The organism is Pseudomonas sp. SZ40, from assembly GCF_052958135.1.
In genome coordinates, this window is sequence record NZ_JBQWIF010000014.1 from 51,227 (window position 1) to 66,291 (window position 15,065).

General features: G+C 62.4%; 15 protein-coding genes. 7 read left to right on the forward strand and 8 right to left on the reverse strand.

Annotated features, from left to right (window positions below):
- The first annotated feature begins 128 nt into the window (after window positions 1-128).
- On the forward strand, window positions 129-1,493 hold the full coding sequence (gene radA, locus ACT9T4_RS13215; RefSeq protein WP_499117380.1) for a DNA repair protein RadA: 1,365 nt from the start codon (window positions 129-131) through the stop codon (window positions 1,491-1,493).
- 28 nt (window positions 1,494-1,521) lie between these two features.
- Here the strand turns inward: radA and ACT9T4_RS13220 are convergent, their stop codons facing one another.
- From ACT9T4_RS13220 to ACT9T4_RS13235, 4 genes are all read right to left on the reverse strand, one after another.
- Entirely contained in the window at window positions 1,522-1,668 is a 147-nt protein-coding gene (locus ACT9T4_RS13220; protein ID WP_156152819.1) for a hypothetical protein, read from the reverse strand.
- A 127-nt stretch (window positions 1,669-1,795) separates the two neighbouring features.
- Window positions 1,796-2,164, reverse strand: a complete 369-nt coding sequence (locus tag ACT9T4_RS13225; RefSeq protein WP_042556570.1) for a PilZ domain-containing protein — start codon at window positions 2,162-2,164, stop codon at window positions 1,796-1,798.
- 143 nt (window positions 2,165-2,307) lie between these two features.
- A complete protein-coding gene (locus ACT9T4_RS13230; RefSeq protein ID WP_042556571.1) occupies window positions 2,308-2,934 on the reverse strand; it encodes a response regulator in 627 nt (208 codons plus the stop codon).
- On the reverse strand, window positions 2,931-4,307 hold the full coding sequence (locus tag ACT9T4_RS13235; protein ID WP_499117383.1) for a cache domain-containing protein: 1,377 nt from the start codon (window positions 4,305-4,307) through the stop codon (window positions 2,931-2,933). Before ACT9T4_RS13235 ends, ACT9T4_RS13230 begins: the two co-directional genes overlap by 4 nt.
- Window positions 4,308-4,577: 270 nt before the next feature.
- On the opposite strand from ACT9T4_RS13235, the gene ACT9T4_RS13240 reads away from it, so the two are divergent.
- From ACT9T4_RS13240 to yjiA, 3 genes are all read left to right on the forward strand, one after another.
- The gene (locus ACT9T4_RS13240) at window positions 4,578-6,659 is read left to right on the forward strand and encodes a carbon starvation CstA family protein (RefSeq protein ID WP_042556573.1); all 2,082 of its coding nucleotides are present in this window, start codon (window positions 4,578-4,580) and stop codon (window positions 6,657-6,659) included.
- On the forward strand, window positions 6,649-6,852 hold the full coding sequence (locus tag ACT9T4_RS13245) for a YbdD/YjiX family protein (RefSeq protein WP_179539789.1): 204 nt from the start codon (window positions 6,649-6,651) through the stop codon (window positions 6,850-6,852). The genes ACT9T4_RS13240 and ACT9T4_RS13245 overlap by 11 nt, the downstream gene beginning before the upstream one ends.
- 80 nt (window positions 6,853-6,932) lie before the next feature.
- Complete coding sequence (gene yjiA / locus ACT9T4_RS13250; RefSeq protein ID WP_499117385.1) at window positions 6,933-7,898, forward strand: GTPase; 966 nt, start codon at window positions 6,933-6,935, stop codon at window positions 7,896-7,898.
- Between the two features lie 65 nt (window positions 7,899-7,963).
- On the opposite strand, the gene rpoD is transcribed toward yjiA, so the two are convergent.
- The 3 genes from rpoD to rpsU all read right to left on the reverse strand — a co-directional run bounded on the left by rpoD (window position 7,964) and on the right by rpsU (window position 12,218).
- Window positions 7,964-9,811, reverse strand: coding sequence for an RNA polymerase sigma factor RpoD (gene rpoD, locus ACT9T4_RS13255; RefSeq protein ID WP_042556576.1), 1,848 nt, complete (start codon window positions 9,809-9,811; stop codon window positions 7,964-7,966).
- A 67-nt stretch (window positions 9,812-9,878) separates the two neighbouring features.
- The gene (gene dnaG, locus ACT9T4_RS13260; protein ID WP_499117388.1) at window positions 9,879-11,861 is read right to left on the reverse strand and encodes a DNA primase; all 1,983 of its coding nucleotides are present in this window, start codon (window positions 11,859-11,861) and stop codon (window positions 9,879-9,881) included.
- A gap of 141 nt (window positions 11,862-12,002) precedes the next feature.
- The gene (gene rpsU, locus ACT9T4_RS13265; protein WP_003290642.1) at window positions 12,003-12,218 is read right to left on the reverse strand and encodes a 30S ribosomal protein S21; all 216 of its coding nucleotides are present in this window, start codon (window positions 12,216-12,218) and stop codon (window positions 12,003-12,005) included.
- A gap of 214 nt (window positions 12,219-12,432) precedes the next feature.
- Between rpsU and tsaD the strand changes: the two genes are divergently transcribed.
- Window positions 12,433-13,476, forward strand: a complete 1,044-nt coding sequence (gene tsaD, locus ACT9T4_RS13270; protein WP_499117391.1) for a tRNA (adenosine(37)-N6)-threonylcarbamoyltransferase complex transferase subunit TsaD — start codon at window positions 12,433-12,435, stop codon at window positions 13,474-13,476.
- 47 nt (window positions 13,477-13,523) lie between these two features.
- Here tsaD and plsY read toward each other — a convergent pair whose 3' ends face one another.
- Window positions 13,524-14,093: a glycerol-3-phosphate 1-O-acyltransferase PlsY gene (gene plsY / locus ACT9T4_RS13275; RefSeq protein ID WP_042556628.1), complete on the reverse strand. Its 570-nt coding sequence runs from the start codon at window positions 14,091-14,093 to the stop codon at window positions 13,524-13,526.
- Between the two features lie 74 nt (window positions 14,094-14,167).
- Between plsY and folB the strand changes: the two genes are divergently transcribed.
- Together folB and folK are read left to right on the forward strand one after the other, a co-directional pair.
- Window positions 14,168-14,524: a dihydroneopterin aldolase gene (folB, locus tag ACT9T4_RS13280; RefSeq protein WP_042556579.1), complete on the forward strand. Its 357-nt coding sequence runs from the start codon at window positions 14,168-14,170 to the stop codon at window positions 14,522-14,524.
- Window positions 14,515-15,042: a 2-amino-4-hydroxy-6-hydroxymethyldihydropteridine diphosphokinase gene (gene folK / locus ACT9T4_RS13285; RefSeq protein WP_499117393.1), complete on the forward strand. Its 528-nt coding sequence runs from the start codon at window positions 14,515-14,517 to the stop codon at window positions 15,040-15,042. The genes folB and folK overlap by 10 nt, the downstream gene beginning before the upstream one ends.
- Window positions 15,043-15,065: the final 23 nt, after the last annotated feature.

Genomic DNA, 15,065 nt, shown 5'->3' on the forward strand with positions numbered 1-15,065 from the left:
ATCTCGCGGGTAAGCGGTGCATTATCGGCGCCCGCGCTGCCTGCTGATAGTCGGCATGCCGAATGTCTGTAAATTTATCCAGTTGTTCGGTATCGTTTCGGGCTTCGCTTTTCAGCAGGACGACTCTCATGGCCAAGGCCAAACGCTTGTATGGCTGCACCGAGTGCGGCGCGACCTTTCCCAAGTGGGCCGGGCAGTGCGGTGAGTGCGGTGCTTGGAATACCTTGACCGAAACCATGATCGAAGCCGGCGCGCCGACGCCCAGCGGTAGGACGGGGTGGGCGGGCGCGCAGGCGCAGCTCAAGACCCTGGCCGAGGTCAGCGTCGAGGAGATGCCACGCTTCACCACCGCTTCGGCAGAGCTCGACCGGGTGCTGGGCGGCGGCCTGGTGGACGGCTCGGTGGTGCTGATCGGCGGTGACCCCGGTATCGGTAAGTCGACCATCCTGCTGCAGACGCTGTGCAATATTGCCCAGCGTTTCCCGGCGCTTTACGTCACCGGCGAGGAATCCCAGCAGCAGGTGGCGATGCGCGCCCGGCGTCTCGGCCTGCCCGAGGATAAGCTCAAGGTGATGACCGAGACGTGCATCGAAAGCATCATCGCCACCGCCCGTCAGGAAAACCCCAAGGTGATGGTGATCGACTCGATCCAGACCATCTTCACCGAGCAATTGCAGTCGGCCCCCGGCGGCGTCGCCCAGGTGCGCGAGAGCGCGGCGCTGCTGGTGCGTTTCGCCAAGCAGAGCGGCACGGCGATCTTCCTGGTCGGCCACGTCACCAAGGAAGGCGCTCTGGCCGGGCCGCGGGTGCTGGAGCACATGGTCGACACCGTGCTGTACTTCGAGGGCGACCCCGATGGCCGCCTGCGTCTGCTGCGTGCGGTGAAGAACCGTTTTGGTGCGATCAACGAGCTGGGCGTGTTCGGCATGACCGACAAGGGCCTCAAGGAAGTTTCCAACCCCTCGGCGATCTTCCTCACCCGTGCCCAGGAAGAGGTCCCCGGCAGCATCGTCATGGCGACCTGGGAAGGCACTCGGCCGATGCTGGTGGAAGTGCAGGCGCTGGTCGATACCAGCCACATGGCCAACCCGCGTCGGGTGACCCTGGGCCTGGACCAGAACCGTCTGGCCATGCTGCTGGCGGTGCTGCATCGCCACGGCGGTATTCCCACCTATGACCAGGACGTGTTTCTCAACGTGGTAGGCGGGGTGAAGGTGCTGGAGACCGCATCTGACCTGGCGCTGATGGCGGCGGTGATATCCAGCCTGCGCAACCGGCCGCTGCCTCATGACCTGCTGGTGTTCGGCGAGGTCGGCCTGTCCGGGGAAATACGCCCGGTGCCGAGCGGTCAGGAGCGCCTCAAGGAAGCGGCCAAGCACGGTTTCAAGCGCGCCATCGTGCCAAAGGGCAATGCCCCGAAGGAGGCACCGGCGGGCTTGCAGGTGGTGGCCGTGACCCGCCTCGAGCAGGCTCTGGACGCGCTCTTCGAGTAAGAGCGTCCTTGCCTGGACGTGGTTTGCCTCAGTGGATCGGACAGGCTGCGTCGGCCTGCTGGCGACGCTGCAGGCGCTGGCCGATGCGTGCCAGCCAGGCGTTGCGGCGTGCCGGGCGCTGTGCCTGACGTTGCGAAGGGAAGTCGATTGCCTTGGCGATAGGGGCGCTGATCATGACGATGCCTCCGTGGGGAATGTTCCCCTGTTGGGTTCGTCTCTATCCTGCGATCCGGCCCATCGGAGCGCCTTGATCGAGATCAATCATCGCCGCAGCACCTGCGCGACAGGACGCCGCATGGCTTTCAGTCTTCCTCGCAAAGCGCAGCCAGCTCCCGTTCGAGCAGGTGTTCATCACCCAGATTGAGCTCGACCAGACGGCGCAGATGGCTCATGGAGTCGAGGTCGATGTGATGGCACTGAAAGCCCAGTACACGCTCCTCGAGATGCACCAGCTCGACCTGCATCGCTACCTGCAGCTTGTCGTCGAGGGTAACGCGCACCAGATAATCCTCACCGGTGGCGCCATCCCAGTTCCAGGGGCGGCGCACCAGAACGCCCTTGAACGAGATGTCGTGAAGCTCCACTTGCCAGATCCGTTCGCCCTGGACGATTTCCGCGGGGGCATCGAAGGCGATGCGCTGGAAACGTCGGCGTTCGTGGGTGTCGCTCATGTGAGGTGTCCTCTGTTTGTTTTGTCCACTATAGCCAAGCCAGCGCATCGCCGTCGTCAGTCGATGGGGTCACGCTGCTGAAGTGAGTGATGGGTGGCCTATGGATAGGATCGCGCGGGCAGGAAAACATTCGCGATCCATTGTCAGGTCTCCGGTGACCAGCCGTACTCCATGGCGTGCTTGACCAGATCCGCCGGCTTTTCGATATCCAGCTTGCGGCGGATGTTCAGACGATAGGTTTCCACGGTGCGTACGCTGATCTGCAGCTCTCTGGCCATGGCCTTGTTGTTGAGCCCCTGCGCCATCATCAACAGAACCTGCCGTTCGCGGGGCGTGAGTTCGCCTTCTTCGGTTTCCTCCTGCGACAGTTTCTGCGCAACGTCGCCGCTGTAGAAGCGGCCGCCGACCGCAAGCACGTCGATGGCCGAGATGATTTCCTGCGAGGGTGCTTCCTTGAGCACGTAACCCGAGGCACCCATGCGCAGCGAACTGCTGACGTATTCCTGATTGTCGTACATGCTCAGGATCAGCACCTTGATGGACGGGTGGCGCTTTTTGATGATGCCGGTCAGTTCGAGGCCGTTGATGTCCTTGAGGCCGATGTCCATCAGCAGGATATCCGGCTGCTCACGTGCCACCAGTTCCAGTGCCTCGCTGCCGCTGCCGGCTTCACCTACGATGTCGAAGCGCTCGACCATCGAGAGCAGCGTGCGTATGCCGTCGCGGACCAGGACGTGGTCGTCGACGAGAGCGATGCGGATCGTCTTCATGACAGCGGATCCTGGTTGGGGGGCGTGGCTGCGGAGAGTAACAGGGCTACGTCGAGCTTGGTGCCGGATGACGTCGAGGTGACGTTGAAGTCGCCGCCGAAGTGCTCGACCCGCTCGCGGATATTGCGCAGGCCGATACCGCCGCTGTGCTGTTCGGCTTTGCGTGGGCTGAAGCCGCCACCGTCATCGCTGATACGCAGGTTAACCCGGCGGCTGTTACCGGTTAGGCTGATTGCCACGCGGCTGGCGTGGGCATGGCGCTCGATATTGGTCAGGGCTTCCTGAAGGATGCGGAACAGCGCCACGTTCATGTCATCGCTCAGCCGGGTATCGCTCAGGCCGTTGTGATAGCTCACGCTGAGGCCACTGCGCTGCTCGAATTCGCTGGCCAGTTGGCCGATGGCCGAGGCGAGGCCCAGGGTGTCGAGCAGGGATGGGTGCAGGTCGTGGGAAATGCGCCGTACTTCGCCAATCGCGCCTGCCAGGCGCTCGATCCCCTGGCGCAGGGTCTGCGCGGCGCTGGCCTTGCCGGCCTCCAGTTCGTGAGCGGCCAGTTCGAATTTGAATTTGATCGACACCAGCAACTGGCTGATACCGTCATGCAGTTCGCGAGACAGCCTCGAGCGCTCTTCTTCCTGCGACGTGATGATGCGCTGGGTCAGCTGTTGCAACTTGCGGTCGGCGAGGCGGTGCTCGCTGACGTTGAGGGTCAGGCCGCTGGCGAACACCAGCAGTACCGCGATCAGCGCGACGATGGCGATGGCCAGCATGGTGGTACGAATGCCGCTACCCACGTCGTGGCGAACCTGGGCGATGGCGTTATCGACGTCCTCCAGATAGATGCCGGTGCCGAGGATCCAGCCCCAGCGCTCGAGCATGGTCACGTAAGCGAGCTTGTCGGCCATCTGGCCGGTGGACGGCTTCTGCCAGCCGTAGCGCTGAAAGCCGTCGCCCTGGGTCGCGCTACGGATCAACGCCTGGATCACCAGCAGACCGTGGGAGTCGGTCATGTTCCACAGGTCTTTGCCCACCAGAGTGCCTTGGCGAGGGTGCATCAGGCTTTTGCCGTTACGGTCGTAGACGAAGAAGTAACCGTCGCTGCCGAAGTTGATACGTGCCAGCAGGGCGAGTACCTGACGCTTGGTCTCATCGTCGTCGAGGCCGCTGTCGTAAAGCGGCCCGATGGTGCTCAGCGCCATCTCCACGTAGTGCTTGAGCTCGGCCTGCTTGCTGCTGAGGATGCTGTGTTCGATAAGTTGCGCCTGTTGGTTGCCCAGGCGCTGGTTCTGGATCAGCACCAGCAGGCAGACCACCGCCACGGCCAGCAGCATCGGCAGCAGACTGAGCGCGACGATCTTGTGCTTGAGTTGCATCGATTCACTCCGGACGGGAGGTTTGCTGGCAGGGTAGGGCTGGGCGCATTGATCACCCCCGGGGCAGCGGGCCGCCAGAGCATACACAAAACCGGGTCGTGACCGGTTGGCAGGTTCGGTTCTGGCCTACGTAGTTCTACGCAGGGGGCCGTGGGTAGTTTTGCGAATTACTCGAAAGGGGACTTATATGGATAGTTGCGGGGGCTCTGTTGCGGAGCAAAACAATAACAATGAACGTCGCGGACAGACGTCTGCGGCAGGAGAGGTCAAATGACCAGAATGGCTAGCCATATCGCCTGGTTTGCCGTCGCCTTACTGGGCGCCTTCGCGCTAGGTACCGTGGCGCTGAACCGCGGTGAGTCGATCAACGCCCTGTGGATTGTCGTCGCTGCCGTGGCGATCTATCTCGTCGTCTATCGGTACTACAGCCTGTTCATCGCCACCAAGGTGATGCAGCTCGACCCCAGTCGCGCTACCCCCGCCGTACTCAACAACGACGGTCTGGACTACGTCCCCACCAACAAACACATCCTCTTTGGTCACCACTTCGCCGCCATCGCTGGCGCCGGCCCGCTGGTCGGCCCGGTACTCGCCGCGCAGATGGGCTATCTGCCCGGCACCCTGTGGCTGATCGCCGGTGTGGTCCTGGCCGGTGCGGTGCAGGACTTCATGGTGCTGTTCATTTCCACGCGCCGTAACGGCCGCTCCCTGGGTGAGCTGGTACGCGAGGAAATGGGCCAGGTGCCAGGCACCATCGCGTTGTTCGGCGCCTTCATGATCATGATCATCATCCTCGCGGTGCTGTCGCTGATCGTGGTCAAGGCGCTGGCGGAAAGCCCATGGGGCATGTTCACCGTCATGGCGACCATTCCCATCGCCATGTTCATGGGCATTTACATGCGCTATATCCGGCCTGGCCGCATTGGTGAGATCTCCCTGATCGGGGTGATCCTGCTGCTCGGCTCCATCTGGCTGGGTGGCGTGATCGCGGCCGATCCCGTGTGGGGCCCCGCCTTCACCTTCACCGGTGTGCAGATCACCTGGATGCTGATCGGCTACGGCTTCGTCGCCGCGGTATTGCCGGTATGGCTGATCCTGGCGCCACGTGACTACCTGTCGACCTTCCTGAAGATCGGCACCATCATCGCCTTGGCTATCGGCATTCTGGTGGTCATGCCCGAGCTGAAAATGCCGGCGCTGACTCAGTTCACCGACGGCACCGGGCCGGTGTGGAAGGGCACGCTGTTCCCCTTCCTGTTCATCACCATCGCCTGCGGCGCGGTATCCGGCTTCCACGCCCTGATCAGCTCGGGCACCACGCCCAAGCTGCTCGCCAACGAGTCCCATGCCCGTTACATCGGCTATGGCGGCATGCTGATGGAGTCCTTCGTGGCCATCATGGCCATGGTCGCCGCGTCGGTGATCGAGCCGGGCGTGTACTTCGCCATGAACAGCCCTGCCGCGCTGGTCGGCTCGGATGTCCAATCGGTTGCCGCGGCGGTCAGCAGCTGGGGTTTCGTGATCACTCCCGAAGAGCTGGAAGCGGTTGCCCGAGACATCGGTGAAAACACCATTCTGGCCCGCGCCGGTGGTGCGCCGACCCTGGCCGTGGGCATCGCGCAGATTCTTCACAGCGTGCTGCCAGGTGAAAACACCATGGCCTTCTGGTACCACTTCGCGATCCTGTTCGAGGCGCTGTTCATCCTCACCGCGGTCGACGCCGGTACCCGTGCCGGGCGCTTCATGCTGCAGGATCTGCTGGGCAACTTCGTGCCGTCCATGAAGAAGACCGAGTCCTGGTTCGCCAACGTCATCGCCACCGCTGGCTGTGTGGCACTGTGGGGTTGGCTGCTCTATCAGGGCGTGATCGATCCGCTGGGCGGCATCAACACCCTGTGGCCGCTGTTCGGCATCTCCAACCAGATGCTGGCTGGCATCGCGCTGATGCTGGGTACCGTGGTGCTGATCAAGATGAAGCGTCAGCGCTATGTGTGGGTAACGCTGATCCCGGCCACCTGGCTGCTGATCTGCACCACCACCGCAGGGCTGATCAAGCTCCTCGACCCGAACCCCGCTGTCGGTTTCCTGGCTCTGGCCAAGAAGTATCAGGCGGCGGTGGATGCCGGTCAGATCCTCGCTCCGGCCAAGGACCTCGGCCAGATGCAGCACGTGATCCTCAACGCTTACACCAACGCTACCCTGACCGTGCTGTTCCTGTTCGTGGTGGTCAGTGTGCTGTTCTATGCCGTCAAGGTCGGTCGTGCCGCCTGGCAAAAGGATTCGCGCAGCGACAATGAGGCGCCTTATCAGGCCATTCCTGCCGACGCACCGGAGGTCGCCCGTGTTCAATGATCTCAGCCGCATGGGCAAGTACCTCGGTCAGGCCGCGCGGATGCTGGTGGGGATGCCCGACTACGACACCTATGTCGAGCACATGGCCAAGAAGCATCCGGAAAAGCCGGTGATGAGCTACGAAGCCTTCTTCCGCGAGCGCCAGGAAGCGCGTTATGGTGGCGGCAAGGGGCGGCCTATCCGCTGCTGTTGATCTCTCCGGGCTAACCGCCTGGTTCAAGAACCACACGCCACGCCTAGTCGTGGCGTGTGTCATTCAGAGGAACGTGTTTTATGTCCTTTTCCCCCATTCCGGTCACCGTGCTCAGCGGCTTTCTCGGGGCTGGCAAGACCACCCTGTTGCGTTATGTGCTGAAGGCCGAGCATGGCCTGAAAATCGCGGTCATCGAAAACGAATTCAGTGAAGTACCGATCGACAGCCAGTTGCTTGGCAGCGAGCCGGTGCAGGTGATGACTCTGGCCAATGGCTGCGTATGCTGTTCCATCCACGTGGAGCTAGAGAAGGCGTTGTTCCTGCTGCTGGAGAAGCTCGACAGCGGCGAGCTGGCATTCGATCGTCTGGTGATCGAATGCACCGGCCTCGCCGACCCGGCGCCGGTAGCGCAGACCTTCTTCGCGACGGAGGAGTTGTGCGAGCGTTACGTGCTGGACGGCATCATCACCCTGGTGGATGCCGCCAACGCCGAGCGCCACCTGCAGGAAACCATCGCCCAGGCTCAGGTCGGTTTCGCTGACCGCATTCTGTTGAGCAAGACCGATCTGGTCGACGAAACCAGCCGTGAAGCCTTGATCGCGCGCTTGCAGCGCATCAACCGACGGGCGCCTATCCGGGTGGTCGAGCACGGCCGTATCGACCTGGGCGAGCTACTCGATGTGCGTGGTTTCAACCTCGACGCCGATATCGCACCGAGCCTGCGCCCGGTTGCACCTGGCAAGAACAGCGACCGTATCTCCACGCTGGTGCTCACCAGCGATACGCCACTGGATCTGGATCGGCTTTCCGGCTTCATGGAAGAGCTGTTGGAGGAGCACGGCAATTCACTGTTGCGCTACAAGGGCGTGCTGAGCATTGCCGGGGAGGACCGTCGCATGGTGTTCCAGGGCGTGCTGCGGCTCTATGGGTTCGATTGGGACAGCGGGTGGGGGGCTGACGAGAAGCGTGAGAGCGTGATCGTCTTCATCGGCGACAACCTGCCTGAAGAGGCGATTCGCCAGGGCTTCGCCGCGCTGAGCGCCTAGTTTTCCCAGGCATAAAAAATGCCGGGCAGCTCGCGCTGTCCGGCATTTTTCATTCCCGTGAACCGTTACTCGTCGAGGAACGAGCGCAGGTGTTCGCTACGGGTCGGGTGACGCAGCTTGCGCAGCGCCTTGGCTTCGATCTGGCGAATACGCTCGCGGGTAACGTCGAACTGTTTGCCCACTTCCTCGAGGGTGTGGTCAGTGTTCATGTCGATACCGAAGCGCATGCGCAGTACCTTGGCTTCACGTGCAGTGAGGCCGGCCAGGACTTCGCGGGTGGCTTCCTTGAGGCTTTCCACGGTCGCCACGTCGATCGGCGATTGCATGGTGGAGTCCTCGATGAAGTCGCCCAGGTGCGAATCTTCGTCGTCGCCGATCGGGGTTTCCATGGAGATCGGCTCTTTGGCGATCTTCAATACCTTGCGGATCTTGTCCTCGGGCATTTCCATGCGCTCACCCAGCTCTTCCGGAGTAGGCTCGCGGCCCATTTCCTGAAGCATCTGACGGGAGATGCGGTTGAGTTTGTTGATCGTCTCGATCATGTGCACCGGAATACGGATGGTGCGGGCCTGGTCGGCGATCGAGCGAGTGATCGCCTGACGGATCCACCAGGTGGCATAGGTCGAGAACTTGTAGCCACGACGGTATTCGAACTTGTCCACCGCCTTCATCAAGCCGATGTTGCCTTCCTGGATCAGATCGAGGAATTGCAGGCCACGGTTGGTGTACTTCTTGGCGATCGAGATCACCAGGCGCAGGTTGGCTTCGACCATCTCTTTCTTCGCGCGGCGGGCTTTCGCCTCGCCGATCGACATGCGACGGTTGATGTCCTTGATTTCGGCCAGGGTCAGGTCGCTTTCGGTCTGCAGGGCGATCAGCTTCTGCTGGCAGCGCTGAATGTCTGCCTGCAGGTTGCCAATGGCTTCCGCATACTTGGACTTGCCCTTGGCCAGGCTCGCGGCCCAGTCCAGATCCACTTCGTTGCCCGGGAACAGGCGCAGGAAGTCGGCGCGCGGCATACGTGCATCACGTACGCACAGCTGCATGATGGCGCGTTCCTGGCCACGCAGACGATCCAGCGCTTCACGCACGCGCACTACCAGTGCGTCGTACTGCTTGGGCACCAGTTTGATCGGCATGAACAGCTCGGCCAGCGCCTTGAGTTCGGCGATGGCCTGCTTGCTGCTGCGGCCATGCTTCTTCAGCGCTTTCTTGGCGATTTCCAGCTGGTCGGAGACTGCCGTGAAGCGGCGCAGAGCCTCTTCCGGATCAGGGCCGCCGTCGCCTTCTTCTTCCTCGTCGTCGCTGTCGCCGTCTTCTTCTTCATCGTCCTTTTCTTCGGCTGCATCGCCGGCCGCAGCGGGCACGGGGGCCGCAGCTTCAGCAGGAACGATGCCGTCGTCCGGGTCGATGTAGCCACTGAGCACTTCGACCAGACGGCCGCCCTCGGTGGTGACGCGAGTGTACTCGGCGAGAATGCTGTCGACGGTACCCGGGAAGTGAGCCACTGCGCCCATTACTTCACGGATGCCTTCTTCAATGCGCTTGGCGATTTCGATTTCGCCTTCACGGGTCAGCAGTTCCACGGTACCCATTTCACGCATGTACATGCGCACTGGGTCCGTGGTGCGACCGATATCGGTTTCAACCGCAGCCAACGCAGCAGCCGCTTCTTCAGCGGCAGCTTCGTCGGTGTCGGCATCGGCCAGCATCAGGGCGTCTGCATCCGGAGCACTCTCGTGTACCGGGATCCCCATGTCATTGATCATGCGGATGATGTCTTCCACCTGCTCAGGATCTGAAATATCCTCGGGCAGGTGGTCGTTGACCTCTGCGTAAGTCAGATACTTCTGCTCACGACCCAGGGTGATCAACTCTTTGATACGAGATTGCTGTTGCGCTTTTCCGGACATAACACCCTATCCACTGAAGGTCTTGGCGGGCTGAAAACAAGCCGAGGATTATACCTCAGCTCGGCGCTCAGGCGCCAGTTGGGGTCTTGCTGGGCGAGGTGAGGTTGCTGTAATGCTCTCGCAGCAGCGCCTTTTCCTCGTCGGTGAGTTCGCTCGGGCTTTTCTGCATGATGCTGCGCAGAGCGGTTTCGCGCCGTCTTAGCGACTGGCTATGGACAAGTGTAGTTATGGTGTCGAAAAACTGCCGTTCAAGGTTGTCCTGATCGATTAACCATTCTTTTTCTGCCAGTACCTTGAGCAGGCGGCCCTGTTCGGTGCCGTGCCAGCGGGCGATCAGTTGCAGCGAACGCAGGGCCGGCTGCTTTTGCAGGGTGCCCACCAGCGCTACCAGTAACTGGGCGTAAGTGTCGCCTTCGGCAGCGAAATTGCTGACATCGTCGACCCTTTGTGCCAGTTCCGGGTGGTGCAGCAAGCTGCGCAAGGCGCTCAGGTGGGGTGACTCGACGCTCACCGCCGTGCGTGGCGGGTGATAGTCGTCGCGGCCTTTCTTGTTCCACTTGCCGCCGCCGTCCTTTTTCCATTCGCCCTTGCCCTGTTTTCTGGCGGGGCGCTCGAAAGCCTGTACCGGTTGCTGCTCCTCGTAACTCGGCGCCGCGTCGTAGTAAGCGCTATCGGGGATGGCTTCGAACGGCGGCGCGTGGTGATCGCTGCTCTGCTGGGCGGGAGCCTGTGTCTGGCGGGCTGGCGGCGCCGACATCTGGCTCAGGGTGTCGGTATCGAGGCCGGTGATCTGGGTCAGGCGTTGGCGCATCAGGGCGCGCAGGGTATTGCCGGGGATCTTTTCGATCAGCGGCGCGGCCAGGGTCACCAGGTGTGCCTTGCCCTCCAGAGAGCGGGGGTCCGCCTCTTCGCTCAACTGCTGAAAGAAGTAGTCCGCCAGTGGCTGGGCATGTTGATGGATGCGTGCGCGGAAAGCGTCGGTGCCTTCGCTGCGCACCAGAGTGTCCGGGTCTTCGCCTTCAGGCAGGAACAGGAAGCGTGCGCGGCGGCCATCCTGCAGGTTCGGCAGGGCGGCCTCCAGTGCGCGCCAGGCGGCGTTGCGGCCGGCCTGGTCGCCATCGAAACAGAACAAGACGCTCGGCACCAGGCGAAACAGGCGCTTGAGGTGTTCCTCGCTGGTCGCCGTGCCCAAGGTCGCCACGGCATTGCGCAGGCCTTGCTGGGCGAGGGCGATGACGTCCATGTAGCCCTCGACCACCATGATCTCGTCGAGATTGCGGTTGTGCTTGCGCGCCTCGTACAGGCCATAGAGCTCCTGGCCTTTGTGGAACACCGGAGTTTCCGGCGAGTTAAGGTACTTGGGTTTGTCGTCGCCCAGTACCCGGCCACCAAAGGCGATGACGCGGCCGCGGCTGTCGTGGATGGGGAAGATCACTCGATCACGGAAGCGGTCGTAGCGTTTGCCGCTGTCGGGATTCTCCACCAGCAGGCCGGCATCGATCATCGCCTTGTGCTGCAGGCTGTCGCCGGCCAGGTGTTTGAGCAGGTTGTCCCAGCCGGGTGGTGCGAAGCCAAGGCCGAAGTCCCGGGCGATCTCGCCGGACAGCCCACGACCTTTCAGGTAGTCGACCGCGGCGCGGCGCTGCGGGTGGCTCTTCAGTGCCTGGCGATAGAAGTCCGCGGCGGCCTTGAGCAACGCATAGAGTGGCGAGTCGCTCGGTTGGCGCGGCTTGCCGCCGCGTCCGCCGTCTTCGCGTGGGACGTCCATGCCGGCACGTTTGGCCAGTTCCTCTACCGCCTGGGGGAACTCCATCTGGTCGTGATCCATCACGAAGCCGAGGGCGTTGCCACCGGCGCCGCAGCCGAAGCAGTAATAGAACTGCTTGTCGGGGCTGACGGTGAAGGACGGGGACTTTTCCTTGTGGAACGGGCAGCAGGCGCTGTAGTTCTTGCCGGTCTTCTTCAACTGGATGCGCGAACTCACCACATCGACGATGTCGGTGCGGTTGAGCAAATCATCGATGAAGGATTGCGGGATCAGTCCGGCCATAGGTGCTCAATAGTGCCGCAATGCGCGGGGAAACGGCAGCGGCAAAAACGCAAAAACTCCGATCATTCGCCAGGAGGCGAAGCGGAGTCTTTGACGATAATGCCTGGCGTGGGCCAGGCATAGAACGTTGCTTGTACGGTATTAGTACAGGCGAACGCTGCGGCGCTGTTCGCGCTGCACTTTCTTGGCGTGACGCTTAACAGCGGCAGCTGCTTTGCGCTTACGCTCGGCGGTCGGCTTCTCGTAGAATTCGCGGCTACGAACTTCGGCCAGAACACCGGCTTTTTCGCAGGAGCGCTTGAAACGACGCAGAGCTACGTCGAAGGGTTCGTTCTCTTTAACTTTGACGGCTGGCATCCAGAGCTACCTTCTTTATTACCGGAGGTTTGTGTCTTCCGGCAACGGCACGGAAAGATCACAGGTTTTTAAGGGTTGCGGATGTTACCGCCTCGTCAACCGGAATGCAAAGCCTCTGATCGAAAAGCACTGGTCTGTGCCACTTGGCGACGATTATTATGCCGGCCTTTCACGCCCGGCGGGCTGCCGGTCTGTCTAACCTCAAGGCGAAACCATGCTTGTTCTGGGATTGGAAACTTCGTGCGACGAGACGGGTGTCGCGCTCTACGACAGCGAGCGCGGCCTGCTGGCCGATGCACTGTTCAGTCAGATCGACCTGCACCGTGCATACGGCGGTGTGGTGCCCGAGCTGGCCTCGCGTGACCACGTCAAACGCATGCTGCCGCTGATCCGCCAGGTTCTGGAGGAGGCCGGCTGCGTGGCCACCGACATCGACGCCATCGCCTACACCGCTGGGCCGGGCCTGGTCGGCGCCTTGCTGGTCGGCGCCTCCTGCGCCCAGGCCCTGGCGTTCGCCTGGGATATCCCGGCCATCGGCGTGCACCATATGGAAGGCCATCTGCTGGCACCCATGCTCGAGCCGACTCCACCGGCTTTTCCGTTCGTCGCCTTGTTGGTATCGGGTGGGCACACTCAACTGGTTCGGGTCGATGGAATCGGCGAATACCAGTTGCTCGGCGAGTCGCTGGACGATGCTGCCGGCGAAGCGTTCGACAAGACCGCCAAGCTGATGGGCCTGCGTTATCCCGGTGGCCCGGAAATCGCCCGGCTCGCCGAGCGTGGCACGCCAGGGCGCTTCGTGTTTCCGCGGCCGATGACCGATCGTCCTGGCCTGGATTTCAGCTTCAGCGGTCTGAAGACCTTCACCCTCAATACCTGGCAGCAATGCGGCGCCAGTGGCGACGACAGCGAGCAGACCCGTTGCGACGTGGCCCTGGCATTCCAGCAGGCGGTGGTCGAGACGCTGACCATCAAATGTCGCCGGGCGCTCAAGCAGACCGGCCTCAACAGCCTGGTGATAGCCGGCGGCGTAAGCGCCAACCAGGCGCTGCGCGTGTCGCTGGAGGACATGCTGGCAGCGCTGAAGGGCAAGGTCTTCTACGCCCGTCCGGCATTCTGTACCGACAACGGCGCGATGATCGCCTACGCCGGTTGCCAGCGCCTGCTGGCCGGGCAGCATCAGGACCTGGCGATCAGCGTACAGGCACGCTGGCCGATGGAAGATCTGCCTGGCTGCGAGCCTCGTGCAGGGCATTGAACGAGAGCGGGATGTTTGCTCTTAGTTTGAAGCGTGCAACTGCCTGGTCAGAAATGCCGCTCACGGCCGGCCCACAGATCGCGTAGATTGCTGCGGTGGCGCCAGACGATCAGCCCGCTGAGCACGCACATCGGCAGCAGCGCAGCCGGCTGTTGCCAGGCGAGCAGGGGCAGGGTCAGCGGCGCCGCGGTCAGTGCGGCGAGGGAGCTGGTACGGGTCAGGGTGAAGGTCAGCAGCCAGGTACAGAGCGCCAGCAGCGCCGCAGGCGGATACAGGCCGAGCAGCATGCCCGCTGCGGTGGCGACGCCCTTGCCGCCGCGAAAACGGAAGTAGACCGGGTAAAGGTGCCCGATCACGGCCGCCAGCCCCAGCCAGGCCTGCTGTTGCAGGTCGAATCCAAGGTGGGCGGCAAGCACGACCGGCAGCAAACCTTTGAACAGATCGCCAATCAGCGTGAGAATGGCCAGGCGCTTGCCCGCTACCCTGAGCATGTTGGTGGCGCCGGGATTACCCGAACCACTGGCGCGCGGGTCCGCCAGGCCGGTCATGCGGCTGAGCAGGATAGCGAAGGACAGCGAGCCGAGCAGGTAGGCGAGGATCGCCAGCAACCAAAACATGGTATCCATTCCGCGCCGGGGGATGCCCGATTCTAACGAGGTACGGCGAGCTTGTCGTGCCGTGGAGAGCATGCTTGGACACAGTGTTTATCGCGGGTCTGGAAGTCGATACCGTCATCGGTGCCTACGACTGGGAACGCACCATCCGCCAATGCCTGCAGTTGGATCTCTGGCTGGGCTGGGACAACCGTCCGGCGGCCGAGGATGATGATTTGACCAAGGCGCTGGATTACGCCTCGGTGTCCACGCGTATTCAGGCGTTCGCCAGCGAATCGCAGTTCATCCTCGTGGAAACCTTCGCCGAGCGACTGGTCGAGCTGCTGATGAATGAATTCGGCATCCCCTGGGTGCGTTTGCGCCTGACCAAGCCGGGCGCAGTGCCTGCTGCCCGTGGCGGTGTTGGCGTGGAGATCGAGCGCGGATGTCGCTAACCCCGATACTGCTGGGCCTGGGCAGCAACATCCAGCGCGAGGAACATCTGCGCGCCGGCCTCGATGCGCTGGCCGAGATCGTTACCGACATGCGCTGTTCGCCGGTCTTCGAAAGCCTGGCGGTGGGCATCAAGAGCGGGCCGTTCTTCAATCTGGTGATTGCCGGGCAGACCACCTTGCCGCTGCTCGAGCTTGATCGCCGGCTGAAATTCATCGAAGCCGACAATGGCCGTTACGCCCCGGATCGCAAGGGCTTGCCGCTGGATATCGACGTGCTGATGTACGACGCCCTGGTCGGCAGCTTCGATGGTCTGGTGCTGCCCCGTGCGGAAATCCTCAAGAACGCTTTCGTGCTCAGGCCACTGGCCCTGCTGGTACCGGACGTCGAGCATCCGGGCGTCCGGCGCAGCTTCGCCCAGTTGTGGCGCGAGGCGCGGATCGAGCAGCAACTGTGGCCGGTGTCCTTTCAGTGGCGAGGCAGCGAGCTGACGCCTGCCGAGTTGCTGCCATCGCCCTGAGAACCTGTTCATGATCTTTGGAA

Coding starts and splice junctions, on each gene's coding strand:
- ACT9T4_RS13230 (WP_042556571.1), bottom strand. CDS start 2,934: ATGAAGACGATCCGCATCGCTCTCGTCGACGACCACGTCCTGGTCCGC.
- ACT9T4_RS13240 (WP_042556573.1), top strand. CDS start 4,578: ATGACCAGAATGGCTAGCCATATCGCCTGGTTTGCCGTCGCCTTACTG.
- tsaD (WP_499117391.1), top strand. CDS start 12,433: ATGCTTGTTCTGGGATTGGAAACTTCGTGCGACGAGACGGGTGTCGCG.
- radA (WP_499117380.1), top strand. CDS start 129: ATGGCCAAGGCCAAACGCTTGTATGGCTGCACCGAGTGCGGCGCGACC.
- rpsU (WP_003290642.1), bottom strand. CDS start 12,218: ATGCCAGCCGTCAAAGTTAAAGAGAACGAACCCTTCGACGTAGCTCTG.
- rpoD (WP_042556576.1), bottom strand. CDS start 9,811: ATGTCCGGAAAAGCGCAACAGCAATCTCGTATCAAAGAGTTGATCACC.
- yjiA (WP_499117385.1), top strand. CDS start 6,933: ATGTCCTTTTCCCCCATTCCGGTCACCGTGCTCAGCGGCTTTCTCGGG.
- dnaG (WP_499117388.1), bottom strand. CDS start 11,861: ATGGCCGGACTGATCCCGCAATCCTTCATCGATGATTTGCTCAACCGC.
- plsY (WP_042556628.1), bottom strand. CDS start 14,093: ATGTTTTGGTTGCTGGCGATCCTCGCCTACCTGCTCGGCTCGCTGTCC.
- ACT9T4_RS13220 (WP_156152819.1), bottom strand. CDS start 1,668: ATGATCAGCGCCCCTATCGCCAAGGCAATCGACTTCCCTTCGCAACGT.
- folK (WP_499117393.1), top strand. CDS start 14,515: ATGTCGCTAACCCCGATACTGCTGGGCCTGGGCAGCAACATCCAGCGC.
- ACT9T4_RS13235 (WP_499117383.1), bottom strand. CDS start 4,307: ATGCAACTCAAGCACAAGATCGTCGCGCTCAGTCTGCTGCCGATGCTG.
- ACT9T4_RS13225 (WP_042556570.1), bottom strand. CDS start 2,164: ATGAGCGACACCCACGAACGCCGACGTTTCCAGCGCATCGCCTTCGAT.